This is a genomic window from Kitasatospora sp. NPDC048365, from assembly GCF_043200835.1.
Lineage (GTDB): Bacteria > Actinomycetota > Actinomycetes > Streptomycetales > Streptomycetaceae > Kitasatospora > Kitasatospora terrestris.
Genome location: NZ_JBICYJ010000002.1, coordinates 238940 through 253338, shown reverse-complemented (window position 1 = coordinate 253338; position 14399 = coordinate 238940). Strand labels below are relative to the sequence as shown.

Sequence of the window (14399 nt, the reverse complement as noted above, 5' to 3'; positions counted from 1 at the left end):
CACCTCAGCCTTCCCAGGGGGTCACCATGCTCCACCTGCCCGCCAGGCATGCGCGGACGGCCGACAGACTGGCCGAAACGTACCGTCAGCTTGGCCTGATCTGCCCGGCGCTGACGGTCTCCCAGGTCGACCGCGCGCCGGCGGACGGTCAGGACTGGATCCCCGCCGACCGGCTCGCCTCCGCCGTCGACCGCCTCGTCGACGGCGAGAGCGCCCGCATCCGGGCCCGCCACGGCGCCGCGCCGCGACCCCACGTCGCCGCCTCCCGGCTGCTCCACCACTACCTGTGGACCAGCTCGCTGCTGATCAGCGGCGTCTGGTACCTGGAGCGCCGGGTTCCGGTGCTGCCCGCCCGCGACCTGTGGATCGCCGCGGAGAGCGGCGACTTCGCGCTGCGCCCCGGCGCCTGGGAGCTCGGCGACGAGGCCGACGTCCGCGACGCGGTCGCCGCCCACGTCGGGCCCGTCCTCGCCGCCTTCCAGCCGTACGTCCGCCGCGGCCCGCGCGCCCTGTGGGGCATGGCCACCGACGACCTGGTCTCCGGCATCTGGTACCTCGGCCGGATGCTCGACCAGGAGGACCGCGCCGTCGCCGTGGCCGGCGCCCTCGTCCCCGCCGACACCCCGCCCTGGACCGGCCCCGCGGGCTTCCGCCGCGAGAACGGCGCCTGGACCCGCACCCGCCAGGGCTGCTGCCTCTACTACGCGGTCGACCCGGCCAACCCCTGCGGCACCTGCCCCCGGCGGACGGCCGCCTGACGGCTCAGCCGCGGCGCGACAGGGCGACGCCCGCCAGGCACAGCGCCCCGCCCGCGAAGGCCAGCGGCCGCGGCAGCTCGCCCAGCACCGCCCAGGACATCAGCACCACCAGCGCCGGCACCACGTACGTGGTCGCCCCCAGCTTCGCCGCGGTGGTCCGCGCCAGCGCGTACGCCCACGCCGTGAAGGCGAGCGCCGTCGGGAACAGCCCCAGGTAGAGCACGTTCAGCCCGGCGTCCACCGGAGCCGCCGCCAGCTGCGACACCAGCTGCGGCGCGAACGGCAGGCACACCACCGCGCCCGTCGCGCAGCTGAGCGCCGTGACCTGCAGCGGACTCGCGTGCCGCAGCGCCGGCTTCTGCAGCACCACCCCCGCCGCGTACGTCACCGCGGCCAGTACGCACAGCAGGATCCCGCCGACCGAGCCGCCCCCGCCGCCGGACATCGACACGCCGACCACCAGCGCGCCCGCGAAGGACACCGCGAGCCCGCCGACCAGCCTGCGCGGCAGCCCCTCGTGCAGCAGCCGGCTGCTCAGCAGTGCGATCAGCACCGGCCCGAGCGCCACCACCATCGCCGCCGTCCCGGCGTCGACCAGCCGCTCGCCCCAGTGGATCGCCACCGTGTACAGGCCGAACCACAGCACCCCGGAGGCGACGATCCCCGGCCACGCCGCCTTCGGCGGCAGCCCCTCGCGCCGGTACAGCAGCAGCGCCAGCAGCACCACCGAGCCGGTTGCCAACCGCCCGAACGACAGGGCGCCGGGCCCGAAGTGGTCGGCCGCGCTGCGAATCGAGACGAACGCCGACGCCCACAGCACCACGGCGGTGGCCGTCGCCGCGAGCGCCTTCCCGTCCGGACGGGTCGCGGCCGCAGATGAGAGATCCATCCCGTCAGGCTACGAGCCGCGCCCCGCACCGCAACCGGCTTTTCCCCCCGGTCCGGGGCGGCCGGCCGGGGACTCCCCGGTGCCGGGTCCGATCCGGCAGGTGATAGGAATTTCCCCGTACCGCGCACGGCCGCCCCGAACCCCGCCGCGCCCTGAACGAAGAGGTTGTCGTGCCGAAAGCCCGGATGCCGAAGCGGCGCGTCGCGATGCTCGCGGCCGCAGGCCTGCTGATCGGAACCTGCGCCGCGGTGGCCGTCGCCGGGTCGTCGGGCGACAACGGCGCCGCCGCCGGGACCGCGCAGGCCGCCGCCCCGGCCGCCGACGGCACCGCCGTCGCCGCGGCCCCCACCGGGGAAGCCGCTCCCTCGCCGTCCGGCAGCGCGAGCGCGTCCGCCTCGGCGTCGGCGTCCGCGTCGGCCACGCCGTCGGGCAGCCCCACCGGGGCGCGTCCCTCGTCCGCGGCGCCGTCCGGCGCGTCCCAGGCCCCGTCCGCCCCGGCGGCCCGCACCGACACGTCCCCCGTCTTCACCGGCCTCGCCTTCGACACCTGCACCGCACCCGCGCTGAGCGTGATGACCGCCTGGCACGGCACCTCGCCGTACGGAGCCGCGGCGGTCTACATCGGCGGCCGGAACCGGGGTTGCGCCCAGCCGCAGCTGACCGCGGGCTGGGTGAAGGCCGTCACCGCCGGCGGCTGGCGGCTGATCCCGCTGTACGTCGGCGCCCAGGCGCCCTGCCAGAGCGGCGCCAGCCCGTACCGGATCGACGCCGCGAACCCCGGCCCGCAGGGCACCGCGGACGGGCAGGACGCCGTGGCGAAGGCCGGCGCCCTCGGCATGCGGGCGGGCAGCGCGATCTACCTGGACGTCGAGGCGTACAACGCCTCCGACGCCGCCTGCGGGCAGGCGGTCGTCGGCTACGTCCAGGGCTTCACCCGGGCGCTGCGCCAGGCCGGCTACACCGCCGGGTTCTACGGGTACGCCTCCTCCAGCGCGGCCGGGATCGCCAAGGCCGTCGAGCAGCGGACCCCCGACCTGCCGGACGCCGTCTGGTACGCCAAGTACGACGGCGTCGCGGACACCACGTCGAGCTTCCCGTTCGGCGCCGGGCTGTGGAGCGGCCACCGGCGCGGCCACCAGTACGTGGTCAACCAGAAGGAGACGTACGGGGGTTCCGCGCTCACCGTGGACCGCGACGCCTGGGACGGCCCGGTCGCCGTGGTCGGCTGACCGCGCCGCCGGACCACTGCCGGGGCCGTCAGCGCAGGGCCGCCTCCGGGACCGGGGCGGCGACGGGGAACTCCCGCCGCCGGTACCGTCGTTCGGTCGCCGTCCCGAGGGCCAGCAGCATCGCCGCGGCCGCCGCGGCGCAGGTCACCACGAACGCCGCGCCCGGCCCGTACCGCTCGGCCACCCAGCCGGCGACGACCGTTCCGGCCGACTGGGCCAGCGTGATGCTGCTGACCAGCGCCGCCATCGCCTCGCCCAACCGGACGGCGGGAACCGTCCGTTCGGCCAGCCCGAACATCGTGATCATCTGCGGCGCGACGGCCGCGCCGAGGCAGCCGACGCCCACCGTCAGGGCCGTCATGGTGCCGGCCGCGGGCAGCAGCAGGGCGGCGGCGACCAGCAGCACGGTCCCGGCCCGCAGTCGCAGCGGCAGGCCGAGCCGGGCCGGCAGGGCGGCGGTGAGCACCCCGGCCACCGAGGAGACGCCGCCGATCAGGCCGTAGAGCAGTCCGGCCGCGCCCGGGTGCCCGAGCTGACCCGTCGTCGCGGTGACGCCGACCTGCACCGAGCCGAAGCACACACCCAGCAGCGCCATCCCGGCCAGCAGCAGGGCGAACGGCCCGTTCACCAGCCGCCCGCCGGTCCGGCCGGCCGCGGCCGGCACACCGGGCGAGGCGGTCGGGTGCAGCGCGAAGAGCGTGCCGCAGACGGCGACCAGCAGCGCCGCCAGCAGCATGCCCGCCGCCGGGTCGACCAGCGCCGCGAGGACACCGATCACCGCCGGGCCGGCGGTGAAGCTGATCTCGTCGACCGTGCCGTCCAGCGACAGCGCGGCGGCCGTGGACGCCCGGTCGCCGGCCGCCAGCCGCACCCACCGGCTGCGCGCCAGCGGACCGACCAGCGGCACCGAGACGCCGACCAGAGCAGCCGTGAACAGCTGCACCGCCAGCGGGAGTTGGCCCCGGGAGCCGGCCACCAGCGCGACGATCGCCACCGCGTTGACGGCCGCCGCGACCAGCCCGACGGTCCGCTGCCCGCGCCGGTCGGCGAGCCGCCCGACCAGCGGTCCGCCGACGCCCTGCCCGACCGCGAGCACACCGGCGACCGCGGAGCCCTTCCAGACGCTGCCGGAGTCGTGGGTGACCAGCAGCAGCGACCCGATCGGGCACATCGCCGCGGGCAGCCGCCCGAGCAGCGACCACACCAGGACCGGCCCGCCGCTCAACGCGACCGCCGTACGGAACGTCGTGACCACGGCCATCGGCCGCCCACCCCCGGGGCGGGCCGGTCCGGGGCGCCCGCCTCCCCGCTCCCGGCCCCGTAGAAGCTCGTGCGCAGGAGCGGGTGGTACCCCGACGCTACCGACCTTCCCCCGCCCGGGTCACGGTGCGATCACCCAGCGCCACCGCCGCCCCGCCCTGCCGCCGCCCGTACGACCGTCCAACCGCCGCCCGTACGACCGCCGCTCGGCCGATCGCCGCGGCGGCGAGCCAGATCGTCGCGGCCAACACGACGGTGACGGTACGTCGGTTCACGGTGGTGTTCCCCTCCCGGGCGGCGGATCGGCCGGGGATGGGACGGGAGGCGCGCCGGGCCGGTTCCGTCAGGGCTGCTGGAGGCGGCGGACCTCGTCGCGGACCCGGCGGTCCATCGCCAGCGCGAACTGGGCCTCGTTGACGGCCCGGGCGAGCGGCCGGATCCGGCGGACCTGCTCGGTGAGGCGGGCGACCTCCGCGGGCGTCAGCTCGTCCACGTGGTCGAGCGCGCCGAGCAGCTGCTCGCGGATCAGCGCCACGAAGAGTCCGGCCGTGGCGTCCGCGTACTCCTGCGCCCGGCGGCTGACCTCCAGGACGGCGGCCAGCGGCACGCCCTCGGCGACCAGCGCGGTGGTGGCGTCCATCAGCCGGCGGCTGACGTGGGTGATGCCGTCGTCCTCGACGGTGATGTAGCCCTGGGCGATGGACTCGGCGGTGTTCTGATCGGTCAGCTGGTCGCCGAACGCGGCCTGCAGCTGGTCCCAGTCCAGGTGGACGGGGGTCTCGTCGGACCAGGGCGCGATCAGCGCGTCGGTGAGGCCGATCAGCTCCGCGAGGCCCCGGCCGCTCTCGCCGGCGCCGATCAGCTCGGCGATGCCGCCGAGCGCGTGGCCGCGCTCCAGCAGTTCGGCGATCAGCCGCAGCCGGCCGAGGTGCTCCTCGCCGTACCAGGCGATCCGGCCCTCCTTGCGCGGCGGCTGGAGCAGCTTGCGCTCCCGGTAGAAGCGCACCGTGCGCACGCTGACGCCGGCCGCCTCGGCCAGCTCCTCGACACGGTACTCGCGGGGCCGACCGGTCGGTCCGGCCTCGTTCTGGATCTCCGCCACGCCGGTCAGCATAGGTCCAGGGCCGGATCCTGCGCGCGCTATTCCACTCAGTGTCAACAAGGGTTACCCTGCCAACCACGCCAGTGATTACTGGCAACGTTCTGCCTGTTCTCATGGTCCGTGCACCACCACCCCCGTCCAGGAGGCCCTCCGCATGGCAGCGCGCACCAAGCAGCAGCCCCCCGAGCCGGCACCGCAGCCCGCCCCGCACGTGCGCGTCGCCGTGGTCGGCTCCGGCTTCGGCGGCCTCGGCGCCGGCGTCCGGCTGCGCCGGGCGGGCATCACCGACTTCGTGATCCTGGAGCGCGCCGGCGCCGTCGGCGGCACCTGGCGCGACAACAGCTACCCCGGCTGCGCCTGCGACGTCCCCTCCCACCTGTACTCCTTCTCCTTCGCGCCCAACCCCGAGTGGCCGCGCAGCTTCTCCGGCCAGCCGGACATCCGCGCCTACCTGGAGAAGGTCGCCGACGTCTTCGGCCTCCGCCCGCACCTGCGCTTCCATGCCGAGGTCACCGAGCTGCGCTGGGAGGCCGAGCACACCCGCTGGCGGGTCACCACCGCCGCCGGCACCTGGACCGCCGACGCCGTGGTCTGCGCCGCCGGCCCGCTCGCCGACCCGCAGATCCCCGACCTGCCCGGCCTCGACGCCTTCCCCGGCAAGGTCTTCCACTCCTCCCGCTGGGACCACGACTACGACCTCGCCGGCAAGCGCGTCGCCGTGGTCGGCACCGGCGCCTCCGCCGCGCAGATCATCCCCGCGATCCAGCCGGAGGTCGGGAAGCTCACCGTCTTCCAGCGGACCCCCGCCTGGGTGCTGCCGCGCCGCGACCGCGAGATCACCGCCGCCGAGAAGTGGTTGCACGCCGCACTGCCGCCCACCGGCGCGCTGCGCCGCGGCACCCTGTTCGCCCTCCGCGAGCTCCAGGTCGACGCCTTCGTCCGCCGCCCCGGAGCGCTCAAGCTGGTGCAGAAGCTCGCCGAGACGCACCTCGCCCGCGCCGTCCACGACCCGGCGCTGCGCGCCAGGCTCACCCCGGGCTACCGGATCGGCTGCAAGCGCATCCTGCTCAGCAACACCTACTACCCGGCGCTCGCCGCCGCCAACACCGAGGTGGTCGCCTCCGGGCTGCGCGAGGTGCGCGGCTCCACCCTGGTGGCCGCCGACGGCAGCGAGCACGAGGTCGACGCGATTGTCTTCGGCACCGGCTTCCACGTCACCGACATGCCGATCGCCGAACGGGTCCACGGCGTCGGCGGGACCAGCCTGCGGGACAGCTGGAAGGGCGGCATGGAGGCGCTGCGCGGCTCCACCGTGCACGGCTTCCCCAACCTCTTCTTCGTGATCGGCCCCAACACCGGCCTCGGCAACAGCTCGATGATCCTCATGATCGAGTCCCAACTGAACTACCTGATCGACGCGTTGGCCACCCTCGACGCCGTCGGCGCGACCGCCATGCAGCCCACCCCGCGCGCCCAGCGCCGCTGGAACCTCGAACTCCAGCACCGGATGGAGCGCACCGTCTGGTCCACCGGCGGCTGCCGCAGCTGGTACCTCGACGAGACCGGCAAGAACACCGTGCTCTGGCCCGGCTCCACCAGCTCCTTCCGCCGCGCCACCCGGCGGGTCGACCTCGCCGAGTACGAGCTGATCAAGCGCACCGCCCCCGTCGCCGCCCAGGAGGTCGTCCCCGCATGAAGCCGGTCGTTCCGCGTGACTGCGTCCTGCCCGACCCCGCCGCCGTCCACCGGGTCCGCTCCGCCGACGGCACCGCGCTCAACGTCGAGGAGTACGGGCCCGACGGCGCGCCGATCGTCGTCCTCGCCCACGGCTGGACCTGCGCCACCACCTTCTGGGCCCCCGTCGTCAACCTCCTCGCCGCCGAATTCCGGCTGGTGGCCTACGACCAGCGCGGCCACGGCCGCAGCGAGACCCCGGCCACCACCGCCGGGTACGGCACCGACAGGCTCGCCGACGACCTCGAAGCCGTCCTGCTCGCCACCGTCCCGGCCGGGCAGCGGGCCGTGCTCGCCGGGCACTCGATGGGCGGCATGACCATCATGGCCGCCGCCGACCGGCCCGAGGTCGCCGCCCGGACCGCCGCGGCGCTGCTCGCCTCCACCGGCGCCGGCGACCTGGTCGCCGAACTCGCCGTCGTCCCGGCCGCGGTGCGGCACGCGGGCGTACGACGGTTCCTGCACCGGCAGATCCTGCGGTCCCGGCTGCCGCTCGGACCGGTCACCGCCGTCTCCCGGGCGGCGCTCAAGTACGCGACCATGGGCCCCGCCACCCCGGCGGACCGGGTCGCCGCCTGCGCGCAGATCGTGCACGCCTGCCCGACCGCCGTCCGCCACCGCTGGGCCGGCGTCCTCGAAACCCTCGACGTCCGCGCCGGGCTCGCCCACCTCACCGCACCCACCGCCGTCGTCGTCGGCACCCACGACCGCCTCACCCCGCCGGTCCTCGCCCGCCGCATCGCCGCCGCCCTCCCCGACCCGCAGGGCCTCCTCGAACTCCCCGGCACCGGCCACATGTCCCCGGTCGAACGCCCCACCGACATCGCCACCGAGATCCGCCGCCTCGCCGGCCTGGCCGCACCCCACCCGCCCGCGGCGGGCTCGGCGACGGCCCCGGCCTCCACCGTCCGTACCACCGTCCCCACCGTCGTCGAGGAGTCCGCGTCATGAACCCGCCGTTGTCGTCGCAGGTCGTGGTCGTCACCGGTGCCGCCCGGGGCATCGGGGCGCTGATGGCCCGCAAGCTGTCCGCGCAGGGTGCCAAGGTGGCCCTGGTGGGGCTGGAGCCGGCCGAGTTGAAGGCGGTGGCCGCGGAGTGCGGCGAGCACGCTTCCGCGTGGGAGGCGGACGTCACCGACCTGGACGCGCTGGCGACGGTCGCCGCCGCGATCAAGGACCGGTACGGCCGGATCGACACGGTGGTCGCCAACGCGGGCATCGCGATCGGCGGCCCGCTGCAGGACAGCGACCCGCGGATGTTCTCCCGGGTGATCGAGGTGAACCTGCTGGGTTCGGTGGCCACCGCCCGGGCGTTCCTGCCGGCGCTCGCGGAGAGCCGCGGCTACCTGCTGCAGATCGCGTCGCTCGCCGCGATCACCCCCGCACCCCTGATGTCGGCGTACTGCGCGTCGAAGGCGGGCGTGGAGTCGTTCGCCCACGCGCTGCGCGCCGAGGTGGCGTACCAGGGGGTGAAGGTCGGTGTGGGGTACCTGAGTTGGACCGACACCGACATGGTGCGCGGGGCCGACGAGGACACCGTTCTGCGCCAGATGCGGTCGAAGCTGCCGTGGCCGGCGAACAAGACGTACCCGCTGGAGCCGGCGGTGGACCGGCTGGTCGCGGGGATCGGCCGCCGTTCGGCGCACGTGTACGCGCAGGCGTGGCTGCGCGGCATGCAGCCGGTGCGCTGGCTGCTGCCGAGCCTGATCGCGGCGGTGGGTGCGCGTGACGTGGCGAAGCTGGCGCCGGAGTTGAAGGCGACGGCCGCGACGCGTCTGAAGCCGGTGGGAGCGGGCGGCGCGGCGGACGTCTCGGCGAGCCGGACCACCGCCGAGGGGTGAATTCCGGCCACCGCGGCGATGTTGCGGTGATGTAAAGGTTCCATCGAGTGACGCCCAAAGACCGGTAAACCTCCGGTCTTTGGGCGTTTTGTCGTGAAAATTTCACGGCCGGAACGGGTCTGACGCGTACACGATTTTGCCTCGTAGCCTCTGCTCGGCGGCGGTGATCCCGCCGTTCCCCCTCCCCCTCCCTCACCCCCACACCCGAGGAGAGCAGATGCGTCGTTCTGCCCGGATCTCCACCCGTCTGCTGGGCGTCGCGGCCCTTACCGGCACGCTCGCGTTCGCCCAGTTCTCCGTCCCCACCGCACTGTCGGCGGCCGGCGCGTCGGCCGATTGCGCGCAGAGCTCCGCCGACGCCGGCGCCCGCCGTGCGGCCGGCAGCGAGGCGCACGAGCCGAACGCCGTGACCGACGCGGCGGCGAAGGCGATGGACGCCGATCTCCAGTCCCGGATAGCCGAGTTGAAGAAGTCGCCGAACGGCGCGCAGTCGCTGGCCGGCAGCGGCGCGCTGGCCGCGACGACCATCCCGGTCTACTTCCACGTGGTGCACTCGGGCACCACCGGCAAGCTCACCTCGACCGACATCTCCAAGCAGCTGGCGGTGCTGAACGCGGCGTACGGCGGCCAGGGCACCGGCAACGTCGCGACCCCGTTCCAGTTCCAGCTGGCGGCCACCGACTACACCGACAACTCCTCCTGGTACAACGCCATCACGCCCGGTTCGACCGCCGAGAAGCAGATGAAGTCCGCGCTGCGCCGCGGCGGCGCCAACGCGCTGAACATCTACACCGCCAACCTGGGCCAGTCGCTGCTGGGTTGGGCGACCTTCCCGAGCTCGTACAACTCCAACCCGACCGACGACGGCGTGGTCATGCTGGACACCTCGCTGCCGGGCGGATCCTCCACCAACTACAACGAGGGCGACACCGCCACCCACGAAGTGGGCCACTGGATGGGCCTGTACCACACCTTCCAGGGCGGCTGCAACGGCAACGGCGACTACGTCTCCGACACCCCCGCCGAGAAGTCCGCCGCCTACCAGTGCCCGACGGGTCGCGACACCTGCACCTCCAAGGCGGGCGTCGACCCGATCCACAACTTCATGGACTACACCTACGACTCCTGCATGTACCAGTTCACCGCCGGTCAGGTGACCCGGATGACCAACTCCTGGGCCTCCTACCGCGCCTGACGTCGAACCTCGGGAATCGGCCGGCCCGGCCTCCGTTCGCGGAGGCCGGGCCGTCGTCGGCTCACCGTCGTGGTATGGAGCGCGGCAGAGTCTGAGTGGGCATCAGATTCCCTCGGTCGGAGTCGGTCGGACAATCCCATCGCGTGGGCTGCGATGTGCGAGCACCGTACGATTCCGCCGCCGCCCTCCCGTGCGCGGCGCGCCGGACATCCGTGCGACTTCCCTCCGTCGGAGGTGGGGGCGGTCCGTGGCGCCGGGCACCGGTGCGCCGGCCGCTACCAGCCAGTACGGTCTGGGCATGACCACTGCTCTCATCACCGGCGCCACCGCCGGAATCGGCGCCGCCTTCGCGCGGCGGCTGGCCCGCGGCGGACGCGACCTGGTGCTGGTCGCCCGCGACACCGCGCGGCTGGAGGCGGCCGCGGCCGATCTCGCCAAGACCTACGGCGTCGAGGTCGAGACGCTGACCGCCGACCTCGCCACCGACGCGGGCATCGCCGCCGTCGAGGACCGGCTGCGCGACGCCGACCGGCCGGTGGAGGTCCTGGTCAACAACGCGGGCTTCGGGAACCGCGGCGCCTTCCTGGACGTGCCGCTCCAGGCCGAGCTGGACATGCTCAAGGTGCACGTGGAGGCGATCCTGCGGACCACCAGCGCCGCGCTGCCCGGGATGCGCGAGCGCGGGCGCGGCGCGATCGTCAATGTCGCCTCGGTGGCCGCCTTCCTGCCGCGCGGCACGTACGGCGCCACCAAGGCGTGGGTGGTCAACTTCACCCAGGGCATCGCCCGCGACCTGGCCGGCAGCGGGGTGCGGCTGCAGGCGCTGTGCCCGGGCTTCACCCGGACCGAGTTCCACGAGCGGGCCGGGATGGGCACCTCGAACATCCCGTCCTGGGCGTGGCTGGACGTGGACCGCGTGGTGGAGGAGTCGCTGCGCGACCTGGCCCGCGGGCGCTCGCTCTCCGTCCCGGGCAAGCGCTACAAGGCGGTCGTCGCGCTGGCCCGGCTGCTCCCGGCGGGCCGGCTCGGCGGTGTCTCCGCCAAGGCGGCCCGCACCTACCGGACGGACTGACGGCCGCCCCGGAGCGGGCGGGGGATGCCGGGGGTGGCGGGGAATACCGGGCGATTCTTTTAGCTTTGCTAACTATGAGCTTCGCTCTGTATGCTGGCAGCCCGCCCACCCCGGAGGTTCCCGTTGCAGTTGAACCGGATCGACTGGACCCCGCCCGAACGCGGCCGGGGCGAACCCCGCCCGCCCGCGCAGATCCGCCGCATCCTGGCGCTGTTCCGCCCGTACTCCGGCCGGCTCGCGGTGGTCGGCCTGCTGGTCGCCGCGTCCGCGGTGGTCTCCGTGGTCACCCCGTTCCTGCTGCGCGCCGTCCTGGACGTCGCGATCCCGCAGGGGCGGACCGGGCTGCTCAGCCTGCTCGCGCTCGGCATGATCGCCGCCGCCGTGGTCAACAGCGTGTTCGGCGTGCTGCAGACGCTGATCTCCACCACCGTCGGCCAGCGCGTCATGCACGACCTGCGCACCGCCGTCTACGACCACCTGCAGCGGATGTCGCTCGCCTTCTTCACCCGCACCCGCACCGGCGAGGTCCAGTCCCGGATCGCCAACGACATCGGCGGCATGCAGTCCACGGTGACCTCCACCGCCACCTCGCTGGTCTCCAACCTGACCGCGGTGATCGCCAGCGTGGTCGCCATGGTCGCGCTCGACTGGCGGCTGACCGTGGTCTCCCTGCTGCTGCTCCCGCTGTTCGTGTGGATCAGCCGCCGGGTCGGCAACGAACGCAAGGCGATCACCACCAAGCGGCAGAAGCAACTCGCCGCGATGAGCTCCGCCGTCCAGGAGTCGCTGTCCGTCAGCGGCATCCTGCTCGGCCGCACCATGGGCCGCTCCGGCTCGCTCTCGCGGGAGTTCACCGAGCAGTCGGACGAGCTCGCCGACCTGGAGGTCCGGGCCTCGATGGCCGGCCGCTGGCGGATGTCCACCATCGGCGTGGTGATGGCCGCGATGCCCGCGGTGATCTACTGGGCCGCCGGCCTGGCGAGCGCGGGCGGTGCCCCGATCGTCTCGCTCGGCACCTTGGTCGCCTTCGTCTCGCTCCAGCAGGGCCTGTTCCGGCCGACGGTCAGCCTGCTGTCCACCGGTGTCCAGGTGCAGACCTCGCTGGCGCTGTTCCAGCGGATCTTCGAGTACCTGGACCTCCCGGTCGAGATCGCCGAGCCCGAGCGGCCCGTGCACCTGGAGACGGTCCGCGGCGAGGTCACCTTCGACCGGGTCACCTTCTCCTACCAGGACGACCAGGAGCGGCCCACCCTCAGCGGCATCGACCTCAAGCTCCCGGCGGGCGGCTCGCTCGCCCTGGTCGGCGAGACCGGCTCGGGCAAGTCCACCCTCGGGTACCTGGTGCCCCGGCTGTACGACGTCACCGACGGCCGGGTGCTGCTCGACGGCGTCGACGTTCGCGAGCTGTCCTTCGACACCCTGGCCCGCGCGGTCGGCGTGGTCTCCCAGGAGACCTACCTGTTCCACGCCTCGGTGGCGGACAACCTGCGCTTCGCCAAGCCCGACGCGAGCGACGAGGAGCTCGTCGCCGCCGCCCGCGCCGCCCACGTCCACGACCTGATCGTCTCGCTGCCCGATGGCTACGACACCCTGGTCGGCGAGCGCGGCTACCGGTTCTCCGGCGGCGAGAAGCAGCGCCTGGCGATCGCCCGCACGGTGCTGCGCAACCCGCCGGTGCTGATCCTGGACGAGGCCACCAGCGCGCTGGACAACCAGACCGAGGCCGCCGTCCAGCAGGCCCTCGACACCCTCGCCGCGGGGCGGACCACCATCACCATCGCCCACCGGCTCTCCACCGTCCGCGACGCCGACCAGATCGCCGTCCTGGACCGCGGCACCGTCACCGAACTCGGCTCCCACGACACCCTGCTCGCCGAGGGCGGGCGCTACGCGGCCCTGCTCCACCGGGAGAGCGTCCCCGCGTAGCGCCCGGCCGGGCGGTCAGTGCTCCGGCCGGGGGGTCGCGAGCGATCCGGTCATCGCGGTGAGGAAGCGGCGGACGGTCTCCAGCTCCTGCTGGTCGAAGGCCCCCATCGCGCCGACCAGCCCGTCGATCACCGGCCCGAAGAGCGACCACCCCAGCTCGACCGCCCGCTCCTCGACGGTGAGCAGCACCCGCCGCCGGTCGTTCGGATCCCGCTCCCGCCGCACCAGGCCGAGCCGCTCCAGCCGGTCGATCAGCGCGGTGGTCCCCGCCGAGTTGAGCCGCAGCCGCTCGCCGAGCCGCCCGGGCGTCACCGTCTCGCCGGCCCGCGCCGCGTCGAGCAGCGCGATGAGCGCCCGCAGGTCCGTCGGGTGCAGGCCGTTGCGGGCCGCGAACTCCGCGCCGAGCAGGTCGAACTCGACCGTCACCGCCCGCAGCAGGTGCACCAGTCCCATCTCGGGTTCAGCCATTGACGTCCACTCCTCTCGCTCGCCTAGTATCTCGCTCAGCGAGAGAATTGGTCAACGAGCCGCCCCGAGGAGTTCCCGTGTCCGATCGCTTCGCCGCCGCCTACGACGCGCTGCTCGCCCGCTGGCCCGCCGGCACCGCCGAGCTGACCGTCCCCACCCCGTACGGGCCGACCCGGGTGCACGCCTACGGCCCGGCCGACGGCAGTCCGCTGGTGCTGCTGCACGGCGGCGGCGCCACCGGCACCGTCTGGTTCGCCAACGCCCCCGCGCTGGGCGCCCGCCACCGGCTGTACGCGGTCGACATCCTGGGCGACACCGGCCGCAGCACCCGCGCCGGCCGGCCGCTGCGCACCCCGGCGGACCTCACCGCCTGGCTGGACGCCGTCCTCGACGGCCTCGACCTGCCCGCCACCGCGATCTGCGGCCACTCCTACGGCGCCTGGCTCGCCGCGGCCTACGCCGCGCACGCCCCGCACCGGGTGACCCGGCTGGCGCTGCTCGACCCGACGCAGGTGTTCGCCGGCTTCCGGCCCGGGTACCTGCTGCGCGTCCTGCCGATGCTGCTGCGCCCCACCGAGCGCGGCGTCGGCCGCTACCTGGCCTGGGAGACCCGCGGCGCGGCGCCCGACCCCGAGTGGGCCGAGCTCTACGTCCTGGGCGCCACCCGGCGCCCGCCGGCCCGCCCGGTCACCGGCCGGACCGCGGATCCGGCCGCGCTGACCATGCCGCTGCTCGTCCTGTTCGCCGGCGACAGCCGGACCCACGACGCCGAGCGGACGGCCGCCCGGGCCCGGCGGGCCGTCCCGCACGCGGAGGTCGCCGTCCTGCCCGGAGCGACCCACCACGCCCTCCCGACGGCCGCGCCCGGCGAGCTCGACGACCGCCTGCTCGCCTTCTTCGCCGGGTCCTGAGCCCTCGGGGAAGG

Annotated in this window: 13 protein-coding genes; 9 read left to right on the top strand and 4 right to left on the bottom strand. The window is 74.5% G+C overall.

Going from position 1 to position 14399, the window contains the following annotated elements:
* The first annotated feature begins 26 nt into the window (after positions 1-26).
* Complete coding sequence (locus ACGFX4_RS02895; RefSeq protein ID WP_393069684.1) at positions 27-758, top strand: (2Fe-2S)-binding protein; 732 nt, start codon at positions 27-29, stop codon at positions 756-758.
* A gap of 4 nt (positions 759-762) precedes the next feature.
* On the opposite strand, the gene ACGFX4_RS02890 is transcribed toward ACGFX4_RS02895, so the two are convergent.
* Positions 763-1647, bottom strand: coding sequence for a DMT family transporter (locus ACGFX4_RS02890; RefSeq protein ID WP_393069682.1), 885 nt, complete (start codon positions 1645-1647; stop codon positions 763-765).
* Positions 1648-1817: 170 nt separating this feature from the next.
* On the opposite strand from ACGFX4_RS02890, the gene ACGFX4_RS02885 reads away from it, so the two are divergent.
* On the top strand, positions 1818-2876 hold the full coding sequence (locus ACGFX4_RS02885; protein ID WP_393069680.1) for a DUF1906 domain-containing protein: 1059 nt from the start codon (positions 1818-1820) through the stop codon (positions 2874-2876).
* A 28-nt stretch (positions 2877-2904) separates the two neighbouring features.
* Here ACGFX4_RS02885 and ACGFX4_RS02880 read toward each other — a convergent pair whose 3' ends face one another.
* Both ACGFX4_RS02880 and ACGFX4_RS02875 read right to left on the bottom strand, forming a co-directional pair.
* Complete coding sequence (locus ACGFX4_RS02880; RefSeq protein WP_393069678.1) at positions 2905-4137, bottom strand: MFS transporter; 1233 nt, start codon at positions 4135-4137, stop codon at positions 2905-2907.
* Between the two features lie 342 nt (positions 4138-4479).
* Positions 4480-5250: a MerR family transcriptional regulator gene (locus ACGFX4_RS02875; protein WP_393069677.1), complete on the bottom strand. Its 771-nt coding sequence runs from the start codon at positions 5248-5250 to the stop codon at positions 4480-4482.
* A gap of 142 nt (positions 5251-5392) precedes the next feature.
* On the opposite strand from ACGFX4_RS02875, the gene ACGFX4_RS02870 reads away from it, so the two are divergent.
* The 6 genes from ACGFX4_RS02870 (at position 5393) to ACGFX4_RS02845 (ending at position 13006) form a co-directional block, all read left to right on the top strand.
* The gene (locus tag ACGFX4_RS02870) at positions 5393-6934 is read left to right on the top strand and encodes a flavin-containing monooxygenase (RefSeq protein ID WP_393069676.1); all 1542 of its coding nucleotides are present in this window, start codon (positions 5393-5395) and stop codon (positions 6932-6934) included.
* Positions 6931-7923, top strand: coding sequence for an alpha/beta fold hydrolase (locus tag ACGFX4_RS02865; RefSeq protein ID WP_393069675.1), 993 nt, complete (start codon positions 6931-6933; stop codon positions 7921-7923). The genes ACGFX4_RS02870 and ACGFX4_RS02865 overlap by 4 nt, the downstream gene beginning before the upstream one ends.
* Positions 7920-8813: an SDR family oxidoreductase gene (locus tag ACGFX4_RS02860; protein WP_393069674.1), complete on the top strand. Its 894-nt coding sequence runs from the start codon at positions 7920-7922 to the stop codon at positions 8811-8813. Before ACGFX4_RS02865 ends, ACGFX4_RS02860 begins: the two co-directional genes overlap by 4 nt.
* A 217-nt stretch (positions 8814-9030) precedes the next feature.
* Positions 9031-10008: a zinc metalloprotease gene (locus tag ACGFX4_RS02855; protein ID WP_393069672.1), complete on the top strand. Its 978-nt coding sequence runs from the start codon at positions 9031-9033 to the stop codon at positions 10006-10008.
* A 298-nt stretch (positions 10009-10306) separates the two neighbouring features.
* Complete coding sequence (locus ACGFX4_RS02850; protein WP_393069671.1) at positions 10307-11080, top strand: SDR family NAD(P)-dependent oxidoreductase; 774 nt, start codon at positions 10307-10309, stop codon at positions 11078-11080.
* Positions 11081-11170: 90 nt separating this feature from the next.
* Positions 11171-13006, top strand: a complete 1836-nt coding sequence (locus tag ACGFX4_RS02845) for an ABC transporter ATP-binding protein (protein WP_393069668.1) — start codon at positions 11171-11173, stop codon at positions 13004-13006.
* A gap of 15 nt (positions 13007-13021) precedes the next feature.
* Here the strand turns inward: ACGFX4_RS02845 and ACGFX4_RS02840 are convergent, their stop codons facing one another.
* Positions 13022-13474 carry a MarR family winged helix-turn-helix transcriptional regulator gene (locus tag ACGFX4_RS02840; protein WP_393069667.1) on the bottom strand — a complete coding sequence of 151 codons (453 nt, stop codon included), beginning with the start codon at positions 13472-13474 and terminating at the stop codon, positions 13022-13024.
* A gap of 77 nt (positions 13475-13551) precedes the next feature.
* On the opposite strand from ACGFX4_RS02840, the gene ACGFX4_RS02835 reads away from it, so the two are divergent.
* A complete protein-coding gene (locus tag ACGFX4_RS02835; protein ID WP_393069665.1) occupies positions 13552-14385 on the top strand; it encodes an alpha/beta fold hydrolase in 834 nt (277 codons plus the stop codon).
* Positions 14386-14399: the final 14 nt, after the last annotated feature.

Bases quoted from the DNA above. Each gene is read 5' to 3' on its own strand.
- ACGFX4_RS02840 (WP_393069667.1), bottom strand. From the start codon at position 13,474: ATGGCTGAACCCGAGATGGGACTGGTGCACCTGCTGCGGGCGGTGACG.
- ACGFX4_RS02845 (WP_393069668.1), top strand. From the start codon at position 11,171: ATGCTGGCAGCCCGCCCACCCCGGAGGTTCCCGTTGCAGTTGAACCGG.
- ACGFX4_RS02870 (WP_393069676.1), top strand. From the start codon at position 5,393: ATGGCAGCGCGCACCAAGCAGCAGCCCCCCGAGCCGGCACCGCAGCCC.
- ACGFX4_RS02865 (WP_393069675.1), top strand. From the start codon at position 6,931: ATGAAGCCGGTCGTTCCGCGTGACTGCGTCCTGCCCGACCCCGCCGCC.
- ACGFX4_RS02855 (WP_393069672.1), top strand. From the start codon at position 9,031: ATGCGTCGTTCTGCCCGGATCTCCACCCGTCTGCTGGGCGTCGCGGCC.
- ACGFX4_RS02850 (WP_393069671.1), top strand. From the start codon at position 10,307: ATGACCACTGCTCTCATCACCGGCGCCACCGCCGGAATCGGCGCCGCC.
- ACGFX4_RS02880 (WP_393069678.1), bottom strand. From the start codon at position 4,137: ATGGCCGTGGTCACGACGTTCCGTACGGCGGTCGCGTTGAGCGGCGGG.
- ACGFX4_RS02875 (WP_393069677.1), bottom strand. From the start codon at position 5,250: ATGCTGACCGGCGTGGCGGAGATCCAGAACGAGGCCGGACCGACCGGT.
- ACGFX4_RS02895 (WP_393069684.1), top strand. From the start codon at position 27: ATGCTCCACCTGCCCGCCAGGCATGCGCGGACGGCCGACAGACTGGCC.
- ACGFX4_RS02890 (WP_393069682.1), bottom strand. From the start codon at position 1,647: ATGGATCTCTCATCTGCGGCCGCGACCCGTCCGGACGGGAAGGCGCTC.
- ACGFX4_RS02860 (WP_393069674.1), top strand. From the start codon at position 7,920: ATGAACCCGCCGTTGTCGTCGCAGGTCGTGGTCGTCACCGGTGCCGCC.